Here is a 22,739-nt window from a genome sequence, read left to right as displayed (position 1 = left end):
ATTCTAGCTATATTAATTATAATTTCTTGGCTTTTGCTTGTGCAGCTAGTTCTTTGATAGCATGCACCATTTTGTCTAAGTCTTTTAAACGGGTATAGACATGAGGAGTCACACGAACGCAAGAAATATTCTCCCACACAATTCCCACTGTATGTATTTTATATTTCGTAAATAAGGCACTATCCAGTTCAGGAATGGTCATTCCATCAATACTTACCCCAGCAATAGCGCAAGAATATGCCGCCTTAAAAGAAGTATGAATTTTGACACCGGGAACATCTTTTACCTGGCTAGTCCAATAATTTTTAAGGAATCGAATGCGCTCCTCTTTTCTTTTAGAACCTATCGCATTATGGAAATTAATGGCCTCTCCTATTCCCTGTTCAATCGGAAAGCTTCGGGTTCCCAAGGTTTCAAACTTACGGATGTCTGTACCTCGAGGTTTATCATTGCATACCAAAGGCCATACTTTTTCAATTTTATCTTTCTTAATCCAAAGCATCCCTGAGCCTATGGGAGCAGATAAAAACTTATGTAATGAAGTCCCAAAATAATCACATCCCAAATCAGGAATCTTAAAGTCCAATAGTCCAAAGGTATGGGCGCCATCGACCAACACTTCGATACCATGCTTTTTTGCCATAGCACATATTTTGGCTACTGGCATAATTTGTCCAACCCAGTTGATGAGGTGGGTGACATGCAACAATTTAGTCTTGGGTGTAATAGCCTTTTCAAAAGCATCCACAATTTGAGCATCATTCTCTATGGGAAAATCAAAACTCAACTGCGTGTACACAATTCCATCTCGCTGGGCTCTTTGTCGCCAGGCATTTATCATATTAGGATAATCTTGCTTGGTACCAATAATCTCATCTCCGGCTTTAAAATCCAATCCAAAAATGACCGTATTTAAGGCTTCTGTGGCGTTTCGATTGATGGCAATTTCCTCCCGGTCACAACCTGCCAATTCTGCTAATTTATCCCTCAATGGTTCTCTTCCTTGATCTAATACCCGCCACATAAAATAGGAAGGACCCTCATTGGATAACTTATTGTAGCGTTCCACCGCTTCTTGAACAATCCTAGGACTAGGACTTACACCTCCATTATTTAAGTTGATGATGTTAGGGCTAGTGGTATATCCTTGCTGTACAAATGCCCAAAAATCTTCATCTTCGGCAATTTGAGCGGGCGACAAATGCTGCTTGGAATCTAACATTTGTTTGAAGTCGGCCGCATGAGCCTGCTGAAATAAACTAGATGCTGAAAAGGCACTGGTCATCAGGCCTAAAGATTGTACAAATTTTCTTCGGTTAGTCATAGGTTTAGCTTATAATGCCTATTAATAAAACAAGACCTCATCCATTTTTATAATGGCTGGATTGGTTTTGTCTTTCACATAGGCTGGAAATCTTTTAATACGTTTAGCCAGTATTCGGAAATGCGTATAATTTCCCGAAGGTAAAGGAATATTGATAGCTTGTGGCGAATATCCTCCATTCTCTTCGGGTTGCTCTGGCTTAGCAGTTGCTAATTTCTTTAAGGTTTTCGGTGAATTACCCGCCCATAATTCTATTTCAAGGGGTGGGAAAATATTGGAATCTTGCTTGCGCAAATAACTAACAGTTACTCCCTTAACTACCTTAGCTTGTTTAAATTCAAATAAGGCATCCGCATCTTGCTTTTGAAACCCTATCCAAGTATCATTAGCTATTCCACGAATATCCCGCTTTCCTTGAATCAAATCCTTCAGTGTACTAGCTCCTTTAGCTTGCCATTTAGGTTCGGGCTGAGTAAACAAATAAACAGAATCCGGCACAAAGCGATACTTATAAAAGGTGTTTTTTACCACCTTACTCGCCAACCATCCTGGTTTAGTAGCCAAAACTTTTACCACAGTAAATGCTGGAATATCAATAGGTCCAAGGGTAACTAAGGTACCCAAGGAATCTGGTTCTTGTTCTTTGTCTAGGGTATAATGAATGCTTGTCCCTTTAATGGTGTGTTTAAAATTCACCTTGTCCTGGGGTCCCAAAAAGAAATTTTCATTGACCAAGATAGGAGGATTAATCATCAATTTTTCCTCGGTAGGCACAAAGCCCTCCTCCCAATGAATTTTAGGATAGGTCTTTTTCCAGCTTTCGATCTGCTCCAATGGTATTGGGGTGTTCCAAAGAAATACCTCTTTCAACTGAGGTAATTGGCTTATCAAAGGCTGCAATTGACTAGCGGTAATTTTAGTCCCCGATAGGGATAAAGAAACCAATTTCTTATTGGCTAATAAGGCTTTCAAATTAGCTCCTTGGATTTCTGTAAAATTCAAATTCAGTTTTTCCAGATTGACAAATTGAGACAGAATACTCAAATTTTCATCTTTAACAGGCATTTTTGCCAAATTGATTCCAAGCAATTGATCCGAAACTTTGGATAAGTTCTCTAAGCTTTTCAGCTCAAATCGTTTGGCTACATAAAAATCAGCTTGCAGAGCAGGTGCGTCACTGGAAATAGGATAAACGGAACAAAATGGAGTATTGACTGCTTGGATGTCAGCATCACTAGCCGCCGAAAATGGATATGCTCTTTTCGGTATTTCCAAGGTGGCAGGTCTAGCAAAAAGTTTAGAAACCAATGTAGCCACTTTAGATGCCGGTGCATAGGCCTTGATTTTTTTATCTAAAGAGGCTCCATCTTTTACCCAAGCTTCCAACAGCAATATCTCATCGGCACTTAGCTGGCTTTTACCTTTGGGCGGCATATGTTCCTTATGTTCCAAGGGTAAATGGGCTCGTTTTAAAAATAAGCTGTTGCTAACATCACCCGCTTTCAAAAAGTCGCCATGCTTTCCGCCTTGTAGTAACTTAGCTACTGAGCTCATATTCAATTGACCCTTGGTTTTTTGGTCATTATGGCAAGAGACACATTTTTTCTCAAAAATAGGCTGAATGGCCGATTCAAATAATGGAGAATCACCAGTGGGAGCTTTTAGCTCACTTTCTTCTTGCCATAATTCCGTCAAGTAATTCTCCCCATGGGTAATATTTGCCCCACCATGACCAGCTAAACTCAACAAAAGGACTCCTGTAATTGATGCTATTAGTACCTGTGAAGCAGTAAGCAATAATCGGTCAAAAAGCACCAGTTGTAACAAATAAAACCAAGATACGGCTAAACCAGCCCATTGATGAAAGACCAAAAGCGTAGGATCAAAGCCGGGCTCTTGCGACAAAAAGAAACCGAATAAGGCAGTAAGTGCCGATCCAAAAGCGGTAAGGTAAAGCACAAAACGGAACGAAAGGTAAAAGGCATGCTCACCTAATGGTCTTCGTAAAAGATGAACAAAGGGTAATAAAACGCCCATGCCAATAGGTAAATGTAGAATCAATGGATGAAGGCGACCTGTGGCTTGAAAGGCCCAAGGTAAATTCACTTGATCTTGCCAAAAAAGAAGAAAAATCAATAAGGCATGTAGAAAGATTAAGCCACTCAACAATACACTGTACCAAGAAGATAATTGTTCTTTATTCATCCCATTTATGCCAAAAGTCCAGGGATAACATTACCCGAAACGTCGGTTAATCGGTATCTTCTTCCCAAATGTTTATAGGTTAATTGCTCATGGTTGATCCCCATGAGGTGTAAAACTGTGGCATGAAAATCATGAATATTCACAGGGTCTTTAGCCACATTGTATCCAAATTCATCTGTTTCACCATAAACGGTACCCGGCTTCGTGCCTCCACCTGCCATAAAAATACTGTAAGCCCTTGGATGGTGATCTCGGCCATAATTATCGGGCGTAAAGTTTCCTTGGCAATAATTGGTTCGACCAAACTCCCCACCCCAGATCACTAAGGTTTCATCCAACAATCCTCTTTGCTTTAAATCCGTAATCAATGCTGCCGATGCACGATCTACGTCTTGGGCTTGCATGGCCATTTCATTGGGAAGATTCCCATGGGAATCCCAACCCTGATGGTATAATTGAACAAAACGAACTCCTGATTCAGATAATTTTCTAGCCAATAAAGCATTGGCCGCATAGGTGCCTGGTACTAGGCATTCAGGACCATACATTTTTATGATATGATCAGGCTCCTTAGATAAGTCCGTCAATTCTGGTACAGCCGTTTGCATTCGATAGGCCATTTCATACTGCTGCACTTTGGCCTGAATTTCGGGATCTCCACTTTCATCAAATCCTAATTGATTTAATTCCGCTAAATGATCTAACATTCTCCGACGGTCTTTTTTGTCAATTCCTTCGGCGTCATTGAGGTATAAAATAGGGTCTTCGCTAGAACTAAACACTACCCCTTGATGGGTCGAGTCTAAGAATCCATTCGTCCATAATTTAGAATAAACCCCTTGCCCATTTCCTCTACCGCGCGATAATAACACGCAAAATGCAGGAAGATTTTTGTTCTCACTACCTAAACCATAACTCATCCAAGCACCCATGCTTGGTCTATTCCCAACTTGAGCACCTGTTTGTAAAAAAGTCAAGGCCGGATCATGGTTAATGGCATCAGTATTCATCGTTCGAACGATACAAATATCATCCGCTATTTTGGCAATGTTGGGTAACAAATCACTAATGTATGCCCCTGACTGTCCATGCTGCCTAAAATTATAATAGGAGCCCATCAAGGGAAACTTGGTTTGACTGGCTGTCATTCCTGTTAAACGCTGCCCCCCTCGGATGGATTCAGGTAAATCCTGCCCCATCATTTTATTCAATAAGGGTTTATAATCAAAGGTTTCATACTGGGAAGGCGCTCCATTTTGACATAAATAAATAATCCTTTTGGCCTTTGGAGCGTATTGGGCAATTCCTAATGGACTGCTGGATGGATCTGTTCCATCACCTTTCCAAATCTTGGGAATTAATAAAGAACCTAAGGCTAAGCCGCCTATACCCGCCGCCGCCTTTCCAAAGAAATGCCTTCTGGTGATATTCAGTCTATTCTTAAAAAACTCATTTTCCATAGCTGAAAAGGTTTAAACCCGCATTAATGTTTCTTCCATATTATAAATCATCTGAATCGTTTGCATCAATGCCGCAGTAAATGGATTAGCCAATGCTTGATTTTTTTGATATTCTCCAATCTTCATTAATTGATTGATTTTTTTAGGCTTCTGTTGAAATTCGACCTGCTCAGCCTCTAAATACTTTTTCAAAATAGCTAATTCTTTAGCTTGAGGGGTTCGACAAACTATTTTTCGAAAAACCTGACTTAAAACCTCATCCACAGGTAATTTCAGTTTAGCCATATTCTCTGCCAATACCCGAGCACTTTCAGATACATGTGGGTCATTCATCATGACCAAAGCCTGTAATGGGGTATTTGTTCTACCTCGCTGAACTTCGCATTGATCCCGGTTACTAGCATCAAAAATCAACATGGATGGAGGAGGAACCGTACGTTTGATGAACACATACATACCTCTACGGTATAAGTCTTGCTTATGATCTTGTACATACGTCATTAATGATCCACGTCCAGAAGATGCCACTTCCCAAATCCCTTTCGGTTGATAAGGTTTGATACTTGGCCCACCAATTTCGGAATTCAATAAATCTGCACTTGCCAAGACATGATCCCGCACATTTTCTGCCGGTATGCGCAAGCGGGGAGCATGCGATAAATAAACATTATCAGGATCTACTTTCAAATGTTCCGATTTAATGGTCGAAGATTGACGGTAGGTAGCTGATGTCACAATTTGCTTCACCAAACGTTTGATATTCCAGTGGTGCGACTTAAAATCAACTGCCAACCAATCCAATAATTCAGGATGGGTAGGTAATTCTCCTTGCATACCAAAGTCGCCCAGTGTTTTTACAATTCCCCGACCAAAAAACTGAAACCATACCCGGTTAACAAATACACGGGCTGTAAGCGGATTTTGATCATCAACCAACCATTTGGCTAATCCTAAACGGTTTTTGCCATATTTTTGAGGAGAAAAAGGTAAAATGCTTTTGGGTATTCCTACACCTACTGGCTCACCATGAGCATCGTAATTTCCCCGGTTCAGCACATAGGTAGGTCGCCAGTTACTTGAATCCTTCATCACCATGACTTCTACTGCTGCTGTATCCCTTTTATTGATAAATTTCAAAATAGAAGCAACCTCTTGGCTTGTAATTTTGATATTGGGAGGATCGGCAAAAGAGGCATCAATGGTTCCAAAAAGACCTTTTTCTGGAACTTGGTTAAAAAATGCATAGGTACTATAATAGTCCTTTTGAGAAATAGGATCATATTTATGATCATGGCATTTAGAACATTCAAAGGTGAGCGCCAAAAATGCTTTCCCAAAAGTACTGGTCCGGTCATTGACATATTCCACGCGATATTCTTCATCTATAACCCCACCCTCTTGGGTGATTTTATGATTACGATTAAAACCTGTGGCTAAAATCATTTCTTTGGTGGCATGAGGAATCAGATCACCAGCCAGCTGCCAAGTTAAGAATTTGGAATAGGAATAATTCGAATTAAACGCATGAATGACCCAATCCCGCCAAGGCCACATGGTTCTTAAGCCATCGTCTTGATAGCCATGTGAATCCGCATATCTGGCAACGTCTAACCAGTAAGTGGCCATTTTTTCACCGTAATGCTTATTGGCCAACAATTCATCCACTATTTTTTCATAAGCCTGGGGACTTGTATCTTTTAAGAAACGGTCTTGCATTTCCAAGCTGGGAGGTAATCCAGTCAAATCAAAACAAACTCGCTTTAAAAGTCGCTCTTTATCGGCCTCCTCATTGGGACGTAGCCCTTTTTCTTTCATTTTAGCATAGGTAAAATGATCGATGGGATTCCGAGCCCATGCGGCATCAGCCTCAGGTATTTCAGGAGATTTAGGGGCAATAAAGGCCCAGTGAGGTTTGTATTTTGCCCCTTGTTCAATCCACTTTTCCAGTAATTCTATTTCATGTGGACTTAAAGTCAAATTGGATTTCATAGGGGGCATACGCAGAGAGGTATCCTTGGCTGTGATTCTTGCCATTAATTCCGATGCATCCGGATTCCCAGGAACGATAGCATGCGCTTTGGCATTATCCTTGAAGGCAGCATAAGCTCCCTCAGGAGTATCTAATCTAAGGTTGGCTTCTCGTTTGTTGGCATCTGGCCCATGGCATTTGAAGCATCGATCAGATAAAATAGGTCTGATATGGTAGTTGTAGTCAACTACATCGGGCATGGCCGTATCATCTGCTTGGGCACTGGTACATCTCCAACTGGTATAGGCTAAAATACCCAAAGCAGCCAAAAATAATATAGAACGTAGGGAGTTAATTTTCATGGTGATTTTCATTCATTCAATTTTATTTCCATGATAAACATTCCATTTCATTGAGTTCTGGTCCACCACCTCGATTAGCGCTGCCAGCCACTACATATATTTTTCCTTTCCAATAGACAACCCCTGTTCCATGCCTTCCTTGTATTAAATTAGGTAAACTAGACCAGGTTCCTGTACGGGTATCCAAAACCTCCACTTCGGAGTGGGCAGGTACTTGCTTCACACTTTCTCCATTCATGACCACCAGGTATGGACCATGGGCAATCGAAGAGGTTCCCGCTCGTAAAGTAGGAAGACCTTCCGCCAAGGTTGACCATTGATTACTTTTAAAATCAAAGACATCCACTTCTTTCATGCACAAATCCAAGACTTTACCAATCTTCGCATGAGAAGTTCTGCCTCCAGCTACATAAGCTTTATCTTTACCCACCATCACGGCTTGGAAATGATCCCTTGCCCTAGGTGCATCAGGTAATATTTTCCAAGTATTTGTTTGGGTATCATATTCATCAAACCACTTGACATGTCCATCATAATGCCCGTCAATAATGCCCGCAACCAAATAAATTTTATTACCCCGAGTAAATACACCCACAGATCCTCTCAAACGATCAGCAGGAATAGTAGCGCCTTCTCTCCAGGTTTTTGTTTTTGGATTGAATATTAAGAATTGAGGAATAGGTTTTTCATGTGGATAATTGCCCGTTAAAGCACCTATTACATAAATTTCATGCTTAAAAGATATGGCTTGAAAATGATGAAATTCCATAGGAGCATCAGCTAAAACTGTCCAATTGGATGTTTTTGGATCAAATTCTTCAATAGGTCTTTTCCCTCTACCTCCTAGGGCATAAAATTTCCCGTCGCATTCCACCATGGAGCTTTCATGCCTTTTTTGAGCAGGTTCCTGGGATGTGATGATGTTCCAAGTGGAGGAAGAATCTTGACCAGATGCCCCCCAAGTGATTAGCCCAAGGCAAATCAGGAGAAACTTTTTCATGGTTTAATAGGTTTAAAAATCTAATGTAAAAAAAATATAGAAATGTTCCACTTTTTTATGCCGATAGACCTAGATAAAATTTCGACAAATTATTTTTAGCTTAGGGCTGTAATTCAAATACCCATAGATCCTTAAATCTTACCAATATGTATAAAAGACTCTGTATTTTAGGCGTAATTGCGGTGGCCTCCACCAGCATCATGTCCTTAACCAATGCACCCAAAAAGGCATTGGTGGACGAATCCACAGAAAAAACCTATACCCAATATTGCTCCAGTTGCCATGGTGAAAAAGTAGATGCTTTCGTAGACCGCAATTGGAAACATGGAAAAAGTAAACCCGAATTAATTGCTTCCATCTCCAATGGCTATGCTGATTTAGGCATGCCATCTTGGAAAGCTGCACTAAGCGCTAAAGAAATTGAAAATTTAGCTGATTTAATTACTGAAAAATTAGCCAGTGTAGATCAATATAAATTTGTAACTAAGCCTAGCTCCAATGTATTCAAATCAGAAGGTATGACTGTGGTTTTGGATACCATCGTTACCGGCTTGGAAAGCCCTTGGGGATTTGCCCAATTACCTAACAAAGATTATTTGGTAACAGACCGTGCCGGAACTTTGTATTTGGTAGATCAGCAAAAGCATAAAACAGCTATCAAAGGTACCCCTGCGGTTATGGCCAAAGGACAGGGAGGTTTATTGGATGTGGTTTTACATCCTAACTATGCTTCCAATGGATGGATTTATATGTCCTATTCTAAATTCAAAACAGAGGGTGGACAAACATTGACTGCCACTGGAATTGTGAGAGGAAAAATCAAGAATAACGAATGGGTTGAATCTCAAGATATTTTTGAATCCCTACCCTATACCAAAACTTTCCATCACTTTGGTTCACGAATCGCCTTTGACAAAAAAGGATATTTATTCTTTAGTGTCGGAGAACGTGGTATGGAAAAAGTATTCCCTCAAGAAACAGACAATGATAATGGAAAAATTCATCGTTTGAATGATGATGGAAGTATTCCAAAAGACAATCCATTTGTAGGAAAAGATAAGGATAAATTTCACCATAGCATTTATTCGTATGGACAAAGAAATCCACAAGGTTTGACCTTGAATCCATATACTGGAGCCATTTGGGAAACAGAACATGGTCCTCGTGGTGGTGATGAAATCAATATTATTCAAGCCGGTAAAAATTATGGCTGGCCAACCATCTCTTACGGTATCAATTATGATGGCAAACCAATAACCAACATTTCAAAGAAAGAAGGCATGGAACAACCTATTACCTATTATCTTCCATCCATTGCTCCTTCAGGTTTAGCCTTTGTAGATAGTGATAAATACCCAGCTTGGAAAGGGAATTTGATGATCGGATCATTACGTTTCAATTACATGAATCGGGTGGTAGTAAAAAATAACAAAGTCGTATCGCAAGAAAAAGTACTTGTTAATCTAGGCCGTATGCGCAATGTAAAAATGGGTGTGGATGGATATTTGTATGTGGGCGTTGAAAATCCAGGTATGGTATTCCGCGTGAGACCGCAATAAATTCAACAATTTTAAGGTGTTTTGAACAACGCTGTCAAGGTTTGAAACCTTGACAGCGTTGTTTTTTTTAGCCCATTTACAGGTCAAACGAATGAGAATTCATTTCTATTGTCCAAATTATTGATATTCAATTTCTGAATAATAAGGCAAGCATTTTTCAATTTGCCCTTTCTATTAACCATTCATCCAACTCATTTTATTGTTTGTCATATAGTACTATGTATAACAAAGTACCGGATTTAGTTTTGCATTGTCAAAGAGAGACATGCAACCCTTTTAATCTTGCATGCATCTACGACTCGTTCTCTGTTAACAACCAAAAAATAATTCAATCCGCCTAATGAAAACTTTTATTTTATCAAGCTTTTTAAGCATCATTGCCCCCCTCATTGCCTTTGCTGACAACGGACTTTCAGCAAAAATCCGAGATGAAAAAAACCAGCCTGTTCCATTTGCCTCAGTCCTATTAAGAAAAGCAAGTGACTCTACCGTAGTAAAAGGATTCATCACCGATGAAAATGGTGAATTGAAAGTTTCTGCACTTCCACAAGGCAATTTCACGCTAAAAATCCAATTCACGGGTTACAAAGCTTTTTCCAAAAAAATAGGAGAAGTAAATGCCAATACCCAATTGGATTTAGGAGTTATCACCTTAGAACCAATTTCAACGCAACTAAATGAAGTTGTGGTGAAAGCCACCAAACCCTTCATAGAAAGACAATTAGACAAGACCGTGGTCAATGTAGAAAACTCTGTGATGGCCGCAGGAAACTCAGCCATGGAAGTTTTAGAACGCTCGCCTGGAGTAATTGTTGATAAAGATGGAAATATCAGCTTAAGAGGTAAGCAAGGTGTTAAGGTGATGATCGACGGTAAAATATCCTATTTATCTGGAAATGACTTAAGTAATTTTTTACGTAACCTTTCAGCGGATCAAATATCCCAATTAGAGATAATGACTAATCCTTCATCTAAATATGATGCGGCCGGAACGGCGGGAATTATCAATATCAAAATGAAAAAAAATGTGAATATGGGTATGAATGGGTCGGTTAATGGGACCATTGGTCAAGGTGTTTATACCCGTTCAAGTGCCGGTCTAAACTTAAACTACCGAAATAAAGGTTGGAATATCTTTGGGAATGCCTCGTATTTTGGCCGTAATAATTTGCAGCAAAACAATATCACCCGTTATTTCCGAGCACAAAATGAAGTCTGGAACTCTACAACCGATTTCCCTTTCAATGGAACATATACTTCCATGAAGGTAGGTGCAGACTGGACGGTCAACAAAAAAACGACAATTGGTATACTATTTTCTGGAGGTTTGAATCAGACTAGCTTAAACAACGGATTAAATCAATCTATTCAACGCAATCTGACAACGAATGCCGTCATGAGTAGATTAGATACTTACAATACGATGGATAATCCCTTTCATAATTTTGCCAATAACATCAACTTCAAGCATACGTTTGATAGTACCGGCAAAGAATTAACCATCGATTTGGATTATGCCCGTTACGTAGATAAAAACCAGAATGATTATTTAACACAGTGGTATGGTTCTGAGTTTAAAAAAATCAAAAATGATTCCCTTTTACGTACAGGTGCATTTTCTAATATTGATCAATACTCCTTCAAATCAGATTATGTATTACCCATCAGCAAAACTAGCAAGTGGGGAATGGGGCTAAAATCCAGTTATGTAAAAACAGATAATGACCTTCAGTTTAGAGGTAAAACAGCCAGTGATGTTGATTATACCTTTCTTAACAAGCAAAGTAACCGCTTTATATACGAAGAACAAATCCATGCATTGTATCTAAATACAGAACGTAAATTAGGCAAATGGAGCTATCAAATTGGTTTGAGAGGAGAATGGACAATAGCTGATGGAAAATCCATGGCTTATGGAAATACAGCACCTGATTCTTCTTTCCACCGCGATTACAAACAATTGTTTCCAAGTGCTTTTGTCCAATACGAAGCCAGCAAAGATCACACCTTGGGTTTAAATTATAGCCGTAGAATTAATCGCCCTGGATATTCTGACTTAAATCCATTCGTATTCTTTCTAGACAATTATACTTACCAAGTGGGAAATCCAATGTTGATGCCACAATTAACCAATTCATTTGAATTAACGCATACTTTTAAAGGAGCATTCAATACCACCTTGGGATATAGCCATACGGATGATGTCATTACACAGTTATTAAGACAAGATACTGAAGCTCGAAAGACATACCAGACATCTGCGAATTTGGCTCAAAGAACATCTTATAGTGTAAGCTTCTCCTTACCAATCCCAGTAACCAAATGGTGGACCAGCAATACAGATATTCAACTTAATCGCAATGAATTATCTGGCAAAGTAGATCAAGCCCAAATTAATCCTATTGGGAATATGTTTTACATCAATACCAACCACACATTTAGCTTAAAGAATGATATTAAATTAGAGTTAGGAGGACAATACTTCTCAGGTGGATTGGAGCAAGCATTTAATTTTGGCCCAGGAGGTTCATTAAACATAGGTATTCAAAAATCAGTTTTGAATAAAAAAGGAACTATCCGTATTAATGCAAGTGATCTTCTATATACTCAAAACCCTATGGCTACCATTAAGTATAGTGATATAGATATAACGGTCAAAAATAGAAATGATACGCGCGTAGTTCGATTCAATTTCACTTATCGCTTTGGTAACTCGCAGGTTAAAGGAGCACGCAACAGAAATACGGGTTTAGATGATGAAAAAGGCCGCGTTAAAGGTGCCAGCTAATATTCAAATTATACGCTAATCAACTAATAATCAATTTTAAATTTGTTAATACTTAACAGCTTTTAACTCTTCAACCAGGATGAATCTAGATTTGTCCTGGTTTTTTTGTGTCCAGTTCCGTCAAGAATAAAGTGAAAAATGGCTAGCCTAGCATACCAAGCTCCCATTCATTTTCATTACCAAGCAATTATAGATTGAGAACCAGAAATTCTGAAATACGGGAATATCATGTATCACTTAATACAATCCACCTAATGAAAAACCTATTATTAAGCACCCTCTATCTTTTCCTTTTCCAATATTTGATGTTAAGCCTGATAAGTATAATTCCCAAGGCGATAGCCTATTAAAATCTATGGAATATCTTTTACGCAGCGAAAGCCCGTGTGCATAAGTCCTGAATCGGGGCTGGATTTCATGCGGGCAGAACTGCGATAAGAAGCACAATAGGAATCATTACATAAAAAGGACCCTCCTCTCATTACTTTTTTGGGAATACCTGGTTCATCAGGATCATAACTATTCAATGGTCCTTTGGGATTTTGTGCCAAGCTTCCCTTCTTTTTTAATGCGGCATAATAATCATGACGGTAATTGTCAAAACACCATTCCCAGACATTTCCTGCTACATCATATAAACCAAAACCATTGGGAGCAAATTGCTTCACAGGAGCTGTGGTATGTTGGTAACCATCTTTAGCTTCATCTTTGTAAGGAAATTTCCCTTGCCAGGTGTTGGCTTTAAATGGCCCAGATTCTACCGGCTCAGAACCCCAAGGAAACTCCATGCGTTGAAGACCTCCACGAGCAGCCCATTCCCACTCAGCTTCTGTAGGCAGGCGTTTCCCTGCCCATCGGGCATAGGCTTGGGCATCATCCCAGGATACCTGCACTACAGGGTGATTTTCCTTTCCTTCAATGGATGAATGTGGTCCCGCTGGATGTCTCCAATCGGCACCCCGAACAAATTGCCACCATTGACTGTAATCCGCCAAATTTACAGGACCAGTCGTGGGTACAAATACCAAAGAACTCGGAGCTAATAATGAATCAGGTGGCCTGGGTGTCCCTGCTGGCACTTGCTTTTTTAATTCCTCCCATGAAACAGCTTTTTCGGCAGTAGTGACATAACCTGTGGCAGCGACAAAAGCGGCAAATTGAGCGTTCGTTACTTCTGTTTCATCCATCCAAAATGCTTTGACTGAAACTCGATGAACAGGATATTCATCGCTTCGACCTTTTTCATCGTGGGCTCCCATTTCAAATATTCCAGCAGGAATTTTCTTCATCCCCAACCATGCAGATGGTTTTGCCTCTTTTTTTTTAATCATTTGAACTTTCACTATTCCCCTTTTAGAGGGCATAGGCACATGACAAGCTGCTAAGGAATCTTTTTGTCGCTGAGTTAATTGCGCCAAACTCATCGTAGTGGAAAAAAGTATCACCAGAATAAGTATGGGATATTTCAAACTTGGTTTAAATGCGTTTAGATCAAATAACATTTTGATGGATATGAAAGGGGGAATTTAACAGAAAGGAAAGACAATTGCCAATTAAATAACTAGATAATCTTTCACAAAACCACATTTTTAATCCTTTGCCCTCAAAGAAGAAAAATAAATAATCTCCACAAATGGCCTAATCCTAGCCATGAAGCGTTCGTTAATCGAAATCTTTTTTGATGTTGATTTTTATCAGGAAAAACATTCATTAGTTTCATTAGTTTTGAGATAATTAAACCCCTTAAAAGTATATGACTGATAAAATTAAACGTCATGAGTTCTTAAAATCCTTAGGATTTAAAGGCGCTTCTTTAGTAGCTGTTTATTGCGGAGCTTCTGCTATGAGTTCATGTAAAAATGAAACAAGTATTACACCCACTTCTTCGGTTGATTTTACATTAGATTTAAGTCAAGCTGCCTATGCTAAACTTAATACAGTAGGCTCGTATGTAGTCAATCAAAACGTGGTGGTGGCTCGGGTTTCTAGTACGACTTTTGCTGCTGTAACTCAAATTTGTTCACATGAAGGAAGAGCAGCCGTCATTTTTAGTAGTGGAGGCTTTTATTGCCCTGAGCATGGTGCGACTTTTGACACGGGTGGTAAAGGTTTAAACGCCAATGGAAACAGAGGTTTAACTACTTATAAAACAGCATTATCGGGAAATTCTCTGAGAGTTTACTCCTAAATCTATCTTTTTACTAGGATATATTATTATAATTCAAAAAGATTATTTAACATTAACCGTTTAATAACCCTTAATGTTCTATAATAATATGAAAAACAACCTTAGTAGAAATGAATTTTTGAAGTCATTGGGCTTCAAAGGAGCCTCGCTGATGGCAGTCTACTGTGCTGCATCAGGCCTAAGTTCTTGTTCAAAAGAAGAAAATGTAAGTCCAAGTTCTTCTTCCACGACCAAACCAGGGACCCCAGCAACGGGTGTAGATTTTACCCTGGATTTAACAAAAACCGATTATTCAAAACTGAATAATCCCGAAGGATTTGTCATTGCCAACCAAATCGTGATTGTTCGAGTAAACACAACCACATTTGCTGCTGTGACCCAAGTTTGTTCCCATGAGGGAAATGCTGCCATCAGTTATGCCAATGGTGGATTCAGTTGCTCCGTGCATGGTGCCAAATTTGACATTAATGGTAAAGGCTTAAATGCTGAAGGAGCCAGAGGTTTAACTACTTATAAAACAGCCCTCACCGGCACTAACCTAAGAGTATACTCTTAAAAAACAGACACATATGAAGAAATTTACCTTCCTGCTACTCTTCTTAAGTGGTATGGCTACTACCTCTATGGCTCAAGATGATTTGATGGCCATGCTTGATAAGGAAGCCTCTAAAGAAAAAGTATATACCCAAGCAACTTTCAAAGGGTCGCGCTTAATCAATGGTCAAACCATTGAAACAATTGCCAAAAAGCACCTAAATTTTTGGATTTCACACCGATTTGGTGCGGTAAATTCTGGATTTTTAGAAAACTTTTTTGGTTTAGATGAAGCTAGAATCAGACTAGGGGTAGAATATGGCATTACGGATCAATGGTTATTAGGTGCAGGTCGCTCATCCATTGAAAAAAGTTATGATTTCTATACCAAATACAAAATTTTGAGGCAATCTAACCAAATGCCCATCAGTGTTGCAGCTTATGGAAGTTTAACAATTAATACCATGCCAACAGGTTATACGATGCCTTCAGGCACGCTGATGCGGTTCTTCAATGATCAACAGCGACAAAGCTATGTGGGTCAAGTATTGATTGCTCGTAAAATGAATGAGAAGCTTTCCATACAAGTGATGCCTACTATGTTGCATAATAACCTAAGCGAGTCTCCGTTTCATGAAAATGACATGGCCTCCATTGGATTTGGTGGACGCTATAAATTGAGTAATCGATTGAGTATATCAGCTGAATATTACAAGAACTTGGTAGACAAGAATGCTTATTTAGCTAAATCAGGACAAGTTTACCCCTATCAAGATTCATTTGCCTTAGGTTTTGATATTGAAACGGGAGGTCACGTATTTCAATTGCATTTTTCTAACTCACGAGGAATGATTGAAAAACATTTTATTGGTCAAACAACCGGAACCTGGGGAAATGGAGATATTTTTTATGGATTCAATATTGCCCGAACTTTCAGTTTTGACCCAGAAGCTAAAAAAACACACAAATAATCGCATATGAAACGTCTAATTATGGCAACTTTGATCGGTTGCATCGTGGCTTTATCCTTTAGTGCTCAGGCTCAATTGTACCAAGCTCAAAACGGAGAGGTTTCCTTCTTTTCTAAAACACCTTTGGAAAATATCGACGCCGTGTCTAAAAATGTCAACAGCATCATCAATTCTGCCACGAATGAAATTGCTGTTCAAATGCGCATTAGCTCCTTTGTCTTTCCTAATAAGCTCATGCAAGAACACTTTAATGAGAATTATTTGGAAAGTGAGAAATACCCAATGGCTAGCTTTAAAGGAAAAATCAAAGAAGCGGTAGATCTTAAAAAAGCTGGCACCTACCCGGTGACAGCCTCTGGAACGGCAACCATTCATGGGGTAACGAAAGCCATTGAGATTAAAGGAACCATTATTTCTGATGGAAATCAATTGCAATTAACGAGTCAATTTGATGTTCAATTACAAGATTACCAAATAAAGATTCCCAAGATAGTATTCGCAAAAATTGCTGAAGTAATTGAAGTGAAAAGTAAAATTCTGTTTAGCCAAAAAAAATAAATGAATAGTAAAATCTTCTTAATTACCCTAGCTGCCTTATTTATGGTAGCTTGCCTAAGTGATAAAAATAGTCCATTACCTGTAACTGAAACTAACACAGGTACTAATACGGGGGTGCAATTGCCCAATTCCAATGCTTCCTGTGATACAACAAGCATCACATTTGACAAATCCGTTTGGACTATACTTCAATACAATTGCACCTCCTGCCATAGTGGTGCCACCCTTTCGGGTGGAGTGGACCTAGGTAGTTATGACAAAATTGTACCCTACATTAAAAATGGCAAACTGTATGGTTCCCTAACCCATGCTAGTGGCTATTCTCCCATGCCCAATGCCACTACAACCTTGTCTAAATGTGACATCACTACCGTCAAAAAATGGATTGTTGGCTCCTATCCGTCTGGAAATTTATTAGTGGATTTAAATCCTGTCAACCCTGTAAATCCGATTATTGCAGTAAATCCAAGCCAACCCGTCAATCCTCCTGCTGTTACCTGCGACCCAAGTTTAGTGTATTTTCAGCAAAAGATTTTACCGGTCATCATATCCAATTGTGCCATGAGCGGTTGTCATGATGCCATCAGTAAAAAGGATGGCGTACAATTAACAGATTATACCAACATCATGAAAGTGGTACGGGCAGGCGATCCAACCAACAGTAAATTGTATAAAAGCATCATTCGAACAGACAATGAACGTATGCCAGTGCCCCCGATGGCACCCCTAAGTACTGATGTTAAAACATCCATTTTCAATTGGATTAAACAAGGTGCTCTCAATAATTCTTGTGAACCAAGTGGAAGTGCCTGCATCACCAACAATGTTAGTTTCTCCATCACGGTTACATCCATCTTGAAAACCAATTGCATCGGTTGTCACAGCGGAACTGCTCCATCAGGTGGCATTGATTTAAGCACCCATGCGAATGTTCTGAAAGTAGTAAGCAACGGTAAACTATACGGATCCATCAACCATTCCGCTGGATTTAAAGCTATGCCAAATGCTAATACAAAAATCTCAAGTTGTGAAATCAGTCAAATCAAGTCTTGGATCGATGCGGGTGCATTAAACAACTAAATGATTGATGATAAAATCGTTATTGCTGAATGATAACTATTTTACTATCAATTATTTATCTTTTATAAACTCAAAAACCATAACAGATAAACAAGCATTTCGAACTTCTTACTTTATCAAATAGATTGAGTAAATTCGGGCACTAAACCTGGTTTATGAAAAAATATTTGATTTTAGCTTTCCTTACGTTATCCTCTACCCTATGGGGTATTTCCAAGCCACTTAAATCCCAAAGACCTAATGTCATTCTAATTTTAATGGATGATTTAGGCTATGGTGATTTAAGTTGTTATGGCGCCTTACAATATGAGACGCCCAACATCGACCGATTGGCACATCAAGGAATACGGTTCACCAATTACTTATCAGCCCAAGCGGTATGCAGTGCTTCACGGGCAGGAATTCTAACCGGTTGTTACCCTAATCGCCTAGGAATTTCAGGAGCTTTGTTTCCTAATGCCCCGGTAGGCCTGAATCCTGAGGAAGAAACGATTGCGGAGTTATTGAAGGACCAAGGTTATGCCACTGGGATATTTGGCAAATGGCATCTAGGTGATAAGAAAGAATTTTTACCCTTACAGCATGGTTTTGATGAGTACGTGGGGATTCCTTATTCCAATGACATGTGGCCGGTTGATTTGGAGGGTAAACCCATCACTAAGCTAGGTGCCTACAAACAAGATTTACCTATTCTTTCCATTTTTGATGGCAATGAACCAAGTATCTATTTGAGAAATCTCAAAGATCAAGAACAAATTACGCGGGTCTTAACCCAGCGTTCCATACAATTCATTGAAAAGAACAAAAACAAACCCTTTTTTGTCTACTTACCGCATTCAATGCCCCATGTGCCCATTGCTGCTTCTCCAGAATTTCAGGGAAAAAGTAAACAAGGGCTTTATGGAGACATGATGTTGGAAATAGATTGGTCAATTGGGGAAATCATCAAGACCTTGAAGAAAAATCACTTGGAAGAAAATACCTTGGTCATCTTTACAAGTGATAATGGCCCTTGGTTAAATTATGGAAATCATGCAGGTTCTACCCAAGGCTTAAGAGAAGGAAAAGGGACAACCTATGAAGGAGGCCAACGTGTTCCCTTTATTGCCTATTGGAAGGGGAAAATTCAAGCGGGACAAATATCCAATCAATTGGCTGCGGCCATGGATGTACTTCCTACTATAGCTCAAGTAACTCAATCCAAATTACCCAAAAAGAAAATAGATGGGGTGAGTCTTTGGCCCATTTTACAAGGCATTAAGCAAGCTGAGCCTAGGAAAAATTTCCTGTATTATTACCGCAAAAATAATTTAGAAGCTGTTAGAAAAGGGGATTGGAAATTAGTTTTGCCTCACCCAGGCAGAACCTATGAAGGGTTTTTACCTGGAAATAATGGCTTAGCGGGACAAGTCAATGAAAATGCTCCCATCCAGCAAGGATTGTTTGACTTAAGAAGAGATCCAGGAGAACGCTATGATGTTCAAGCGCAATATCCCGAAAAAGTTAAAGAACTCTTGTTACTTGCCGATGAAGCTAGATCGGAATTGGGAGATGATATAAAACAAATAAAAGGAAAAGAGAACCGAGAAATTGGACATATTAAAAAACCGAATGTAGTGTACATTTATGCCGATGATTTAGGATATGGCGAACTGGGTGCCTATGGACAAAAAATCATCAAAACACCTTATTTGGATGCGCTAGCCAAACAAGGAATTAAGTTTACCCAACATTACACTTCGGCTCCAGTCTGCGCTCCAGCACGCTGTATGCTATTAACCGGGAAACATGCTGGCCATGCCCAAATCCGAGGGAACCATGAGTTGGGTGGATTTACAGATGAAACAGAAAGGGGTCAAATGCCGCTGGAGGCCCAGACTTTTACCTTGGGAAATTTGATGAAAAATGCCGGATATAAAACGGCAGCAATCGGTAAATGGGGTTTAGGTATGGCTAATGGAACAGGGAATCCCAATGCCCATGGCTTCGACTATTTTTATGGATTATTAGATCAAAAACAAGCTCATAATTACTATCCAACTCATTTATGGGAAAATGGAAAATGGGACACATTAAAGAATAAATACCTAAATGTGCATGAATTCCAAGGTAAGGGAGCAGCTGCAGACGTTGATTTTCAACAATTTCAGGGCAAAGAGTACGTGGTAGACAAAATGATGGATAAAGCATTAAACTTTGTTGAGAAAAATAAAAGCAATCCATTTTTCTTATACCTGCCTTTACCCCTACCCCATTTATCATTGCAAGCACCTGAAGAAGCCGTCAAGCCCTATTTAGGGGCATTTCCAGATAGTGCTTACCTGGGAAAAAAGGGATATACCCCTAATGCACATCCTCGAGCGACCTATGCTGGGATGATCAGTTATTTAGATAAGCAAGTAGGACGCTTAGTAGCATCATTGAAAAACCATAAAATTGATACTCAAACGATTATCTTCTTTTCTTCTGACAATGGAGCCACCTTTGATGTAGGCGGAGTGGATACTGAATTTTTCAACAGCACGGCAGGTTTGAGAGGCAGAAAGCAAGATGTATATGAAGGAGGAATTCGAGAGCCACTCATTGTTTCTTGGCCAGGGGTAATTCCAGGAGGACAAGTAAGCCATTTACCTTCTGTCCAATATGACATGATGGCCACCTTAGCCGAATTAACCGGTCAAAAAGTGGCCGATACAGATGGGGTCTCCTTTTTGCCAACCATTCTAAAAAAAGGCGAACAAAAACAGCGCCCATTTATTTATTTTGAGTTCCCAGAAAAAACAGGACAAGTAGCCATTAGAATTCAACAATGGAAGGGAGTTAAGTCCAATCTGAAGAAAAACAGACAGGCCCCATGGGAAATATATGATTTAGAAAAGGACCCATTTGAAGCGAAAAATGTGGCCGACCAACATCCTGAATTAATTCCACAATTGGATGCGATCCTTAAACGAGAACACAACGCAGCCAAAATACCTTCTTGGGAAATTATCAATTAGTTGAGAAATAAATGTCACATTTCATTCGTTGGTTTTGCAACGCTGGCAAGGTTTGGAACCTTGACAGCGTTAAGCAAAAAACCAAGCTTTAGTTGGGACATTATTTCAACCCAACTGGACAATAATTGATTTTTAAAGCATCCATGCCCGGCAAAATCCCTTTAACCCTGCGTAGGAAATCATCATAATCTTTTGCTTGCTTGGGTGACCAAGAGATTTCTGATAAGGCCAATGCACGCGGAAAGGTCATGTATTCTGCATAAGCTGGTGTGCTGATGTATTCAGTCCAAACATTTGCCTGAATACCTACAATATGTTTAGCTTCTTCTGCACTCAATTCAGGAAGATCTGGTTCAAATGAATAGCATTTTGACAAAGGTAAATTTCCGCCAATGGCTAAAGGCTGAGTTTTAGGATCAGCTTGGTAATAATCCAAATAGAAATAATTATTAGGAGACATCACCACATCATGGTTTTGTTTGGCAGCTTCTATTCCACCTTTTGTACCTCTCCATGACATCACCATGGCATTGGGAGATAAACCTCCCTCTAAAATCTCATCCCAACCCAATAATTTCTTCCCTTTGGAAGTAACAAATTTATCTATCCGTCGAATAAAATAACTTTGTAACTCATGCTCATCTTTCAAGCCTAATTTTTTAATTAAATCTTGACAAAAACGGCTTTCCTTCCACTGTTTTTTAGGACATTCATCTCCACCGATGTGGATATATTGGCCTGGAAATAATGCCATTACCTCCGTCAAGACGTTCTCCATAAAAGTAAAAGTCTCCTCCCTCGGGCATAAAACATCTTCAGAAATGCCCCATTTAGTTGCTACTTGATAAATTTTATCTGGATTACAACCCAATTCAGGATATGCTGCCAAAACAGCTTGAGAGTGCCCAGGCATTTCTATCTCAGGTATGATGTTGATGAACTTCTTAGATGCATAGGCAATCACCTCCTTAATTTCTTCCTGCGTGTAAAATCCTCCGTAGGGTTTATTATCATATTTTTGATCACGGTAATGCCCAACCATGGTCTCCTTGCGGATGGAGCTAACACTGGTCAACTTAGGATATTGTTTAATTTCAATTCTCCAACCTTGGTCTTCTGTTAAATGCCAATGAAAAGTGTTCAATTTATAAACAGCCATCAAATCCAAAAAACGCTTGATAAAACTGACTGGAAAATAATAGCGACCCACGTCTAGCATCATACCCCGATAGGCAAATCTGGGCGCGTCTTCAATCTGGCAAGCCAAAGCTGTCATTTCCTGATTAGAAGTGATATTGGAATAAATTTGAGCAGGCATTAATTGGAAAAGTGTTTGCAAAGCATAAAACGCTCCTCTGCCTGATTTCGCTTGAATCTCAATCTTTTTGGTTGAAACGTTTAATCGATAAGCTTCGTCTCCCAAGGTTGAATTTTGAACAAAAACAATGCCCTTGGTACTAGAAGCGCCTGATTTAATAGTAAGATTCAATCCGGTGGACAAGTAGATTTGGTCTTTCAGCATGCTTGCCACCGCATTAAAACTTTCATCCTGAGTACTCAAGGTTATTGGTGTATTTTTTTGAAAAATAAATTTCCCCGGTATAGCAGTTAATTTAGCCGGTTTGGGAATCAAATTGTATGTTTCCTGTGCGGTTAGTTGGAAACAAAGTAAAAAGGCGCAAAGGCCCCAAAAAAATCTTTTCATATAGATAGGTTGTTTGGAAGGAAGCAAAGATAACTTT

The 22,739-nt window shown here is 39.4% G+C and carries 15 protein-coding genes; 8 read left to right on the top strand and 7 right to left on the bottom strand.

What is annotated here, in order from left to right:
- Window positions 1–16: 16 nt before the first annotated feature.
- Genes ACST15_RS09455 through ACST15_RS09435 form a run of 5 tightly spaced genes read right to left on the bottom strand, consistent with a single transcriptional unit; the run spans window position 17 to window position 8,320 of the window.
- On the bottom strand, window positions 17–1,324 hold the full coding sequence (locus ACST15_RS09455; RefSeq protein WP_459454410.1) for an aminotransferase class V-fold PLP-dependent enzyme: 1,308 nt from the start codon (window positions 1,322–1,324) through the stop codon (window positions 17–19).
- A 21-nt stretch (window positions 1,325–1,345) separates the two neighbouring features.
- Window positions 1,346–3,529 carry a c-type cytochrome domain-containing protein gene (locus tag ACST15_RS09450; RefSeq protein ID WP_459454409.1) on the bottom strand — a complete coding sequence of 728 codons (2,184 nt, stop codon included), beginning with the start codon at window positions 3,527–3,529 and terminating at the stop codon, window positions 1,346–1,348.
- A 5-nt stretch (window positions 3,530–3,534) separates the two neighbouring features.
- Window positions 3,535–4,989, bottom strand: a complete 1,455-nt coding sequence (locus tag ACST15_RS09445; RefSeq protein WP_459454408.1) for a DUF1501 domain-containing protein — start codon at window positions 4,987–4,989, stop codon at window positions 3,535–3,537.
- A 12-nt stretch (window positions 4,990–5,001) separates the two neighbouring features.
- Window positions 5,002–7,320, bottom strand: a complete 2,319-nt coding sequence (locus ACST15_RS09440) for a PSD1 and planctomycete cytochrome C domain-containing protein (protein ID WP_459454407.1) — start codon at window positions 7,318–7,320, stop codon at window positions 5,002–5,004.
- A gap of 22 nt (window positions 7,321–7,342) precedes the next feature.
- The gene (locus ACST15_RS09435) at window positions 7,343–8,320 is read right to left on the bottom strand and encodes a Kelch repeat-containing protein (RefSeq protein ID WP_459454406.1); all 978 of its coding nucleotides are present in this window, start codon (window positions 8,318–8,320) and stop codon (window positions 7,343–7,345) included.
- A gap of 146 nt (window positions 8,321–8,466) precedes the next feature.
- On the opposite strand from ACST15_RS09435, the gene ACST15_RS09430 reads away from it, so the two are divergent.
- A complete protein-coding gene (locus tag ACST15_RS09430; protein WP_459454405.1) occupies window positions 8,467–9,879 on the top strand; it encodes a PQQ-dependent sugar dehydrogenase in 1,413 nt (470 codons plus the stop codon).
- A 340-nt stretch (window positions 9,880–10,219) separates the two neighbouring features.
- Entirely contained in the window at window positions 10,220–12,667 is a 2,448-nt protein-coding gene (locus tag ACST15_RS09425) for a TonB-dependent receptor (RefSeq protein WP_459454404.1), read from the top strand.
- Window positions 12,668–13,020: 353 nt separating this feature from the next.
- On the opposite strand, the gene ACST15_RS09420 is transcribed toward ACST15_RS09425, so the two are convergent.
- Entirely contained in the window at window positions 13,021–14,169 is a 1,149-nt protein-coding gene (locus tag ACST15_RS09420) for a formylglycine-generating enzyme family protein (RefSeq protein ID WP_459454403.1), read from the bottom strand.
- A 251-nt stretch (window positions 14,170–14,420) separates the two neighbouring features.
- On the opposite strand from ACST15_RS09420, the gene ACST15_RS09415 reads away from it, so the two are divergent.
- The 6 genes from ACST15_RS09415 (at window position 14,421) to ACST15_RS09390 (ending at window position 20,997) form a co-directional block, all read left to right on the top strand.
- Window positions 14,421–14,855, top strand: a complete 435-nt coding sequence (locus ACST15_RS09415; RefSeq protein WP_459454402.1) for a QcrA and Rieske domain-containing protein — start codon at window positions 14,421–14,423, stop codon at window positions 14,853–14,855.
- Between the two features lie 88 nt (window positions 14,856–14,943).
- On the top strand, window positions 14,944–15,411 hold the full coding sequence (locus tag ACST15_RS09410; protein ID WP_459454401.1) for a QcrA and Rieske domain-containing protein: 468 nt from the start codon (window positions 14,944–14,946) through the stop codon (window positions 15,409–15,411).
- A 13-nt stretch (window positions 15,412–15,424) separates the two neighbouring features.
- Window positions 15,425–16,360: a DUF5777 family beta-barrel protein gene (locus ACST15_RS09405; protein ID WP_459454400.1), complete on the top strand. Its 936-nt coding sequence runs from the start codon at window positions 15,425–15,427 to the stop codon at window positions 16,358–16,360.
- A 21-nt stretch (window positions 16,361–16,381) separates the two neighbouring features.
- Window positions 16,382–16,918, top strand: a complete 537-nt coding sequence (locus ACST15_RS09400) for a YceI family protein (RefSeq protein WP_459454399.1) — start codon at window positions 16,382–16,384, stop codon at window positions 16,916–16,918.
- On the top strand, window positions 16,919–17,998 hold the full coding sequence (locus ACST15_RS09395; protein WP_459454398.1) for a hypothetical protein: 1,080 nt from the start codon (window positions 16,919–16,921) through the stop codon (window positions 17,996–17,998).
- 155 nt (window positions 17,999–18,153) lie between these two features.
- Window positions 18,154–20,997 carry a sulfatase-like hydrolase/transferase gene (locus tag ACST15_RS09390; protein ID WP_459454397.1) on the top strand — a complete coding sequence of 948 codons (2,844 nt, stop codon included), beginning with the start codon at window positions 18,154–18,156 and terminating at the stop codon, window positions 20,995–20,997.
- 100 nt (window positions 20,998–21,097) lie between these two features.
- On the opposite strand, the gene ACST15_RS09385 is transcribed toward ACST15_RS09390, so the two are convergent.
- Complete coding sequence (locus ACST15_RS09385) at window positions 21,098–22,702, bottom strand: beta-N-acetylhexosaminidase (protein WP_459454396.1); 1,605 nt, start codon at window positions 22,700–22,702, stop codon at window positions 21,098–21,100.
- Window positions 22,703–22,739 lie beyond the last annotated feature (37 nt).

The organism is Aquirufa sp. Wall-65K1 (assembly GCF_054558475.1).
This window is presented reverse-complemented; position numbering and strand designations above follow the sequence as displayed.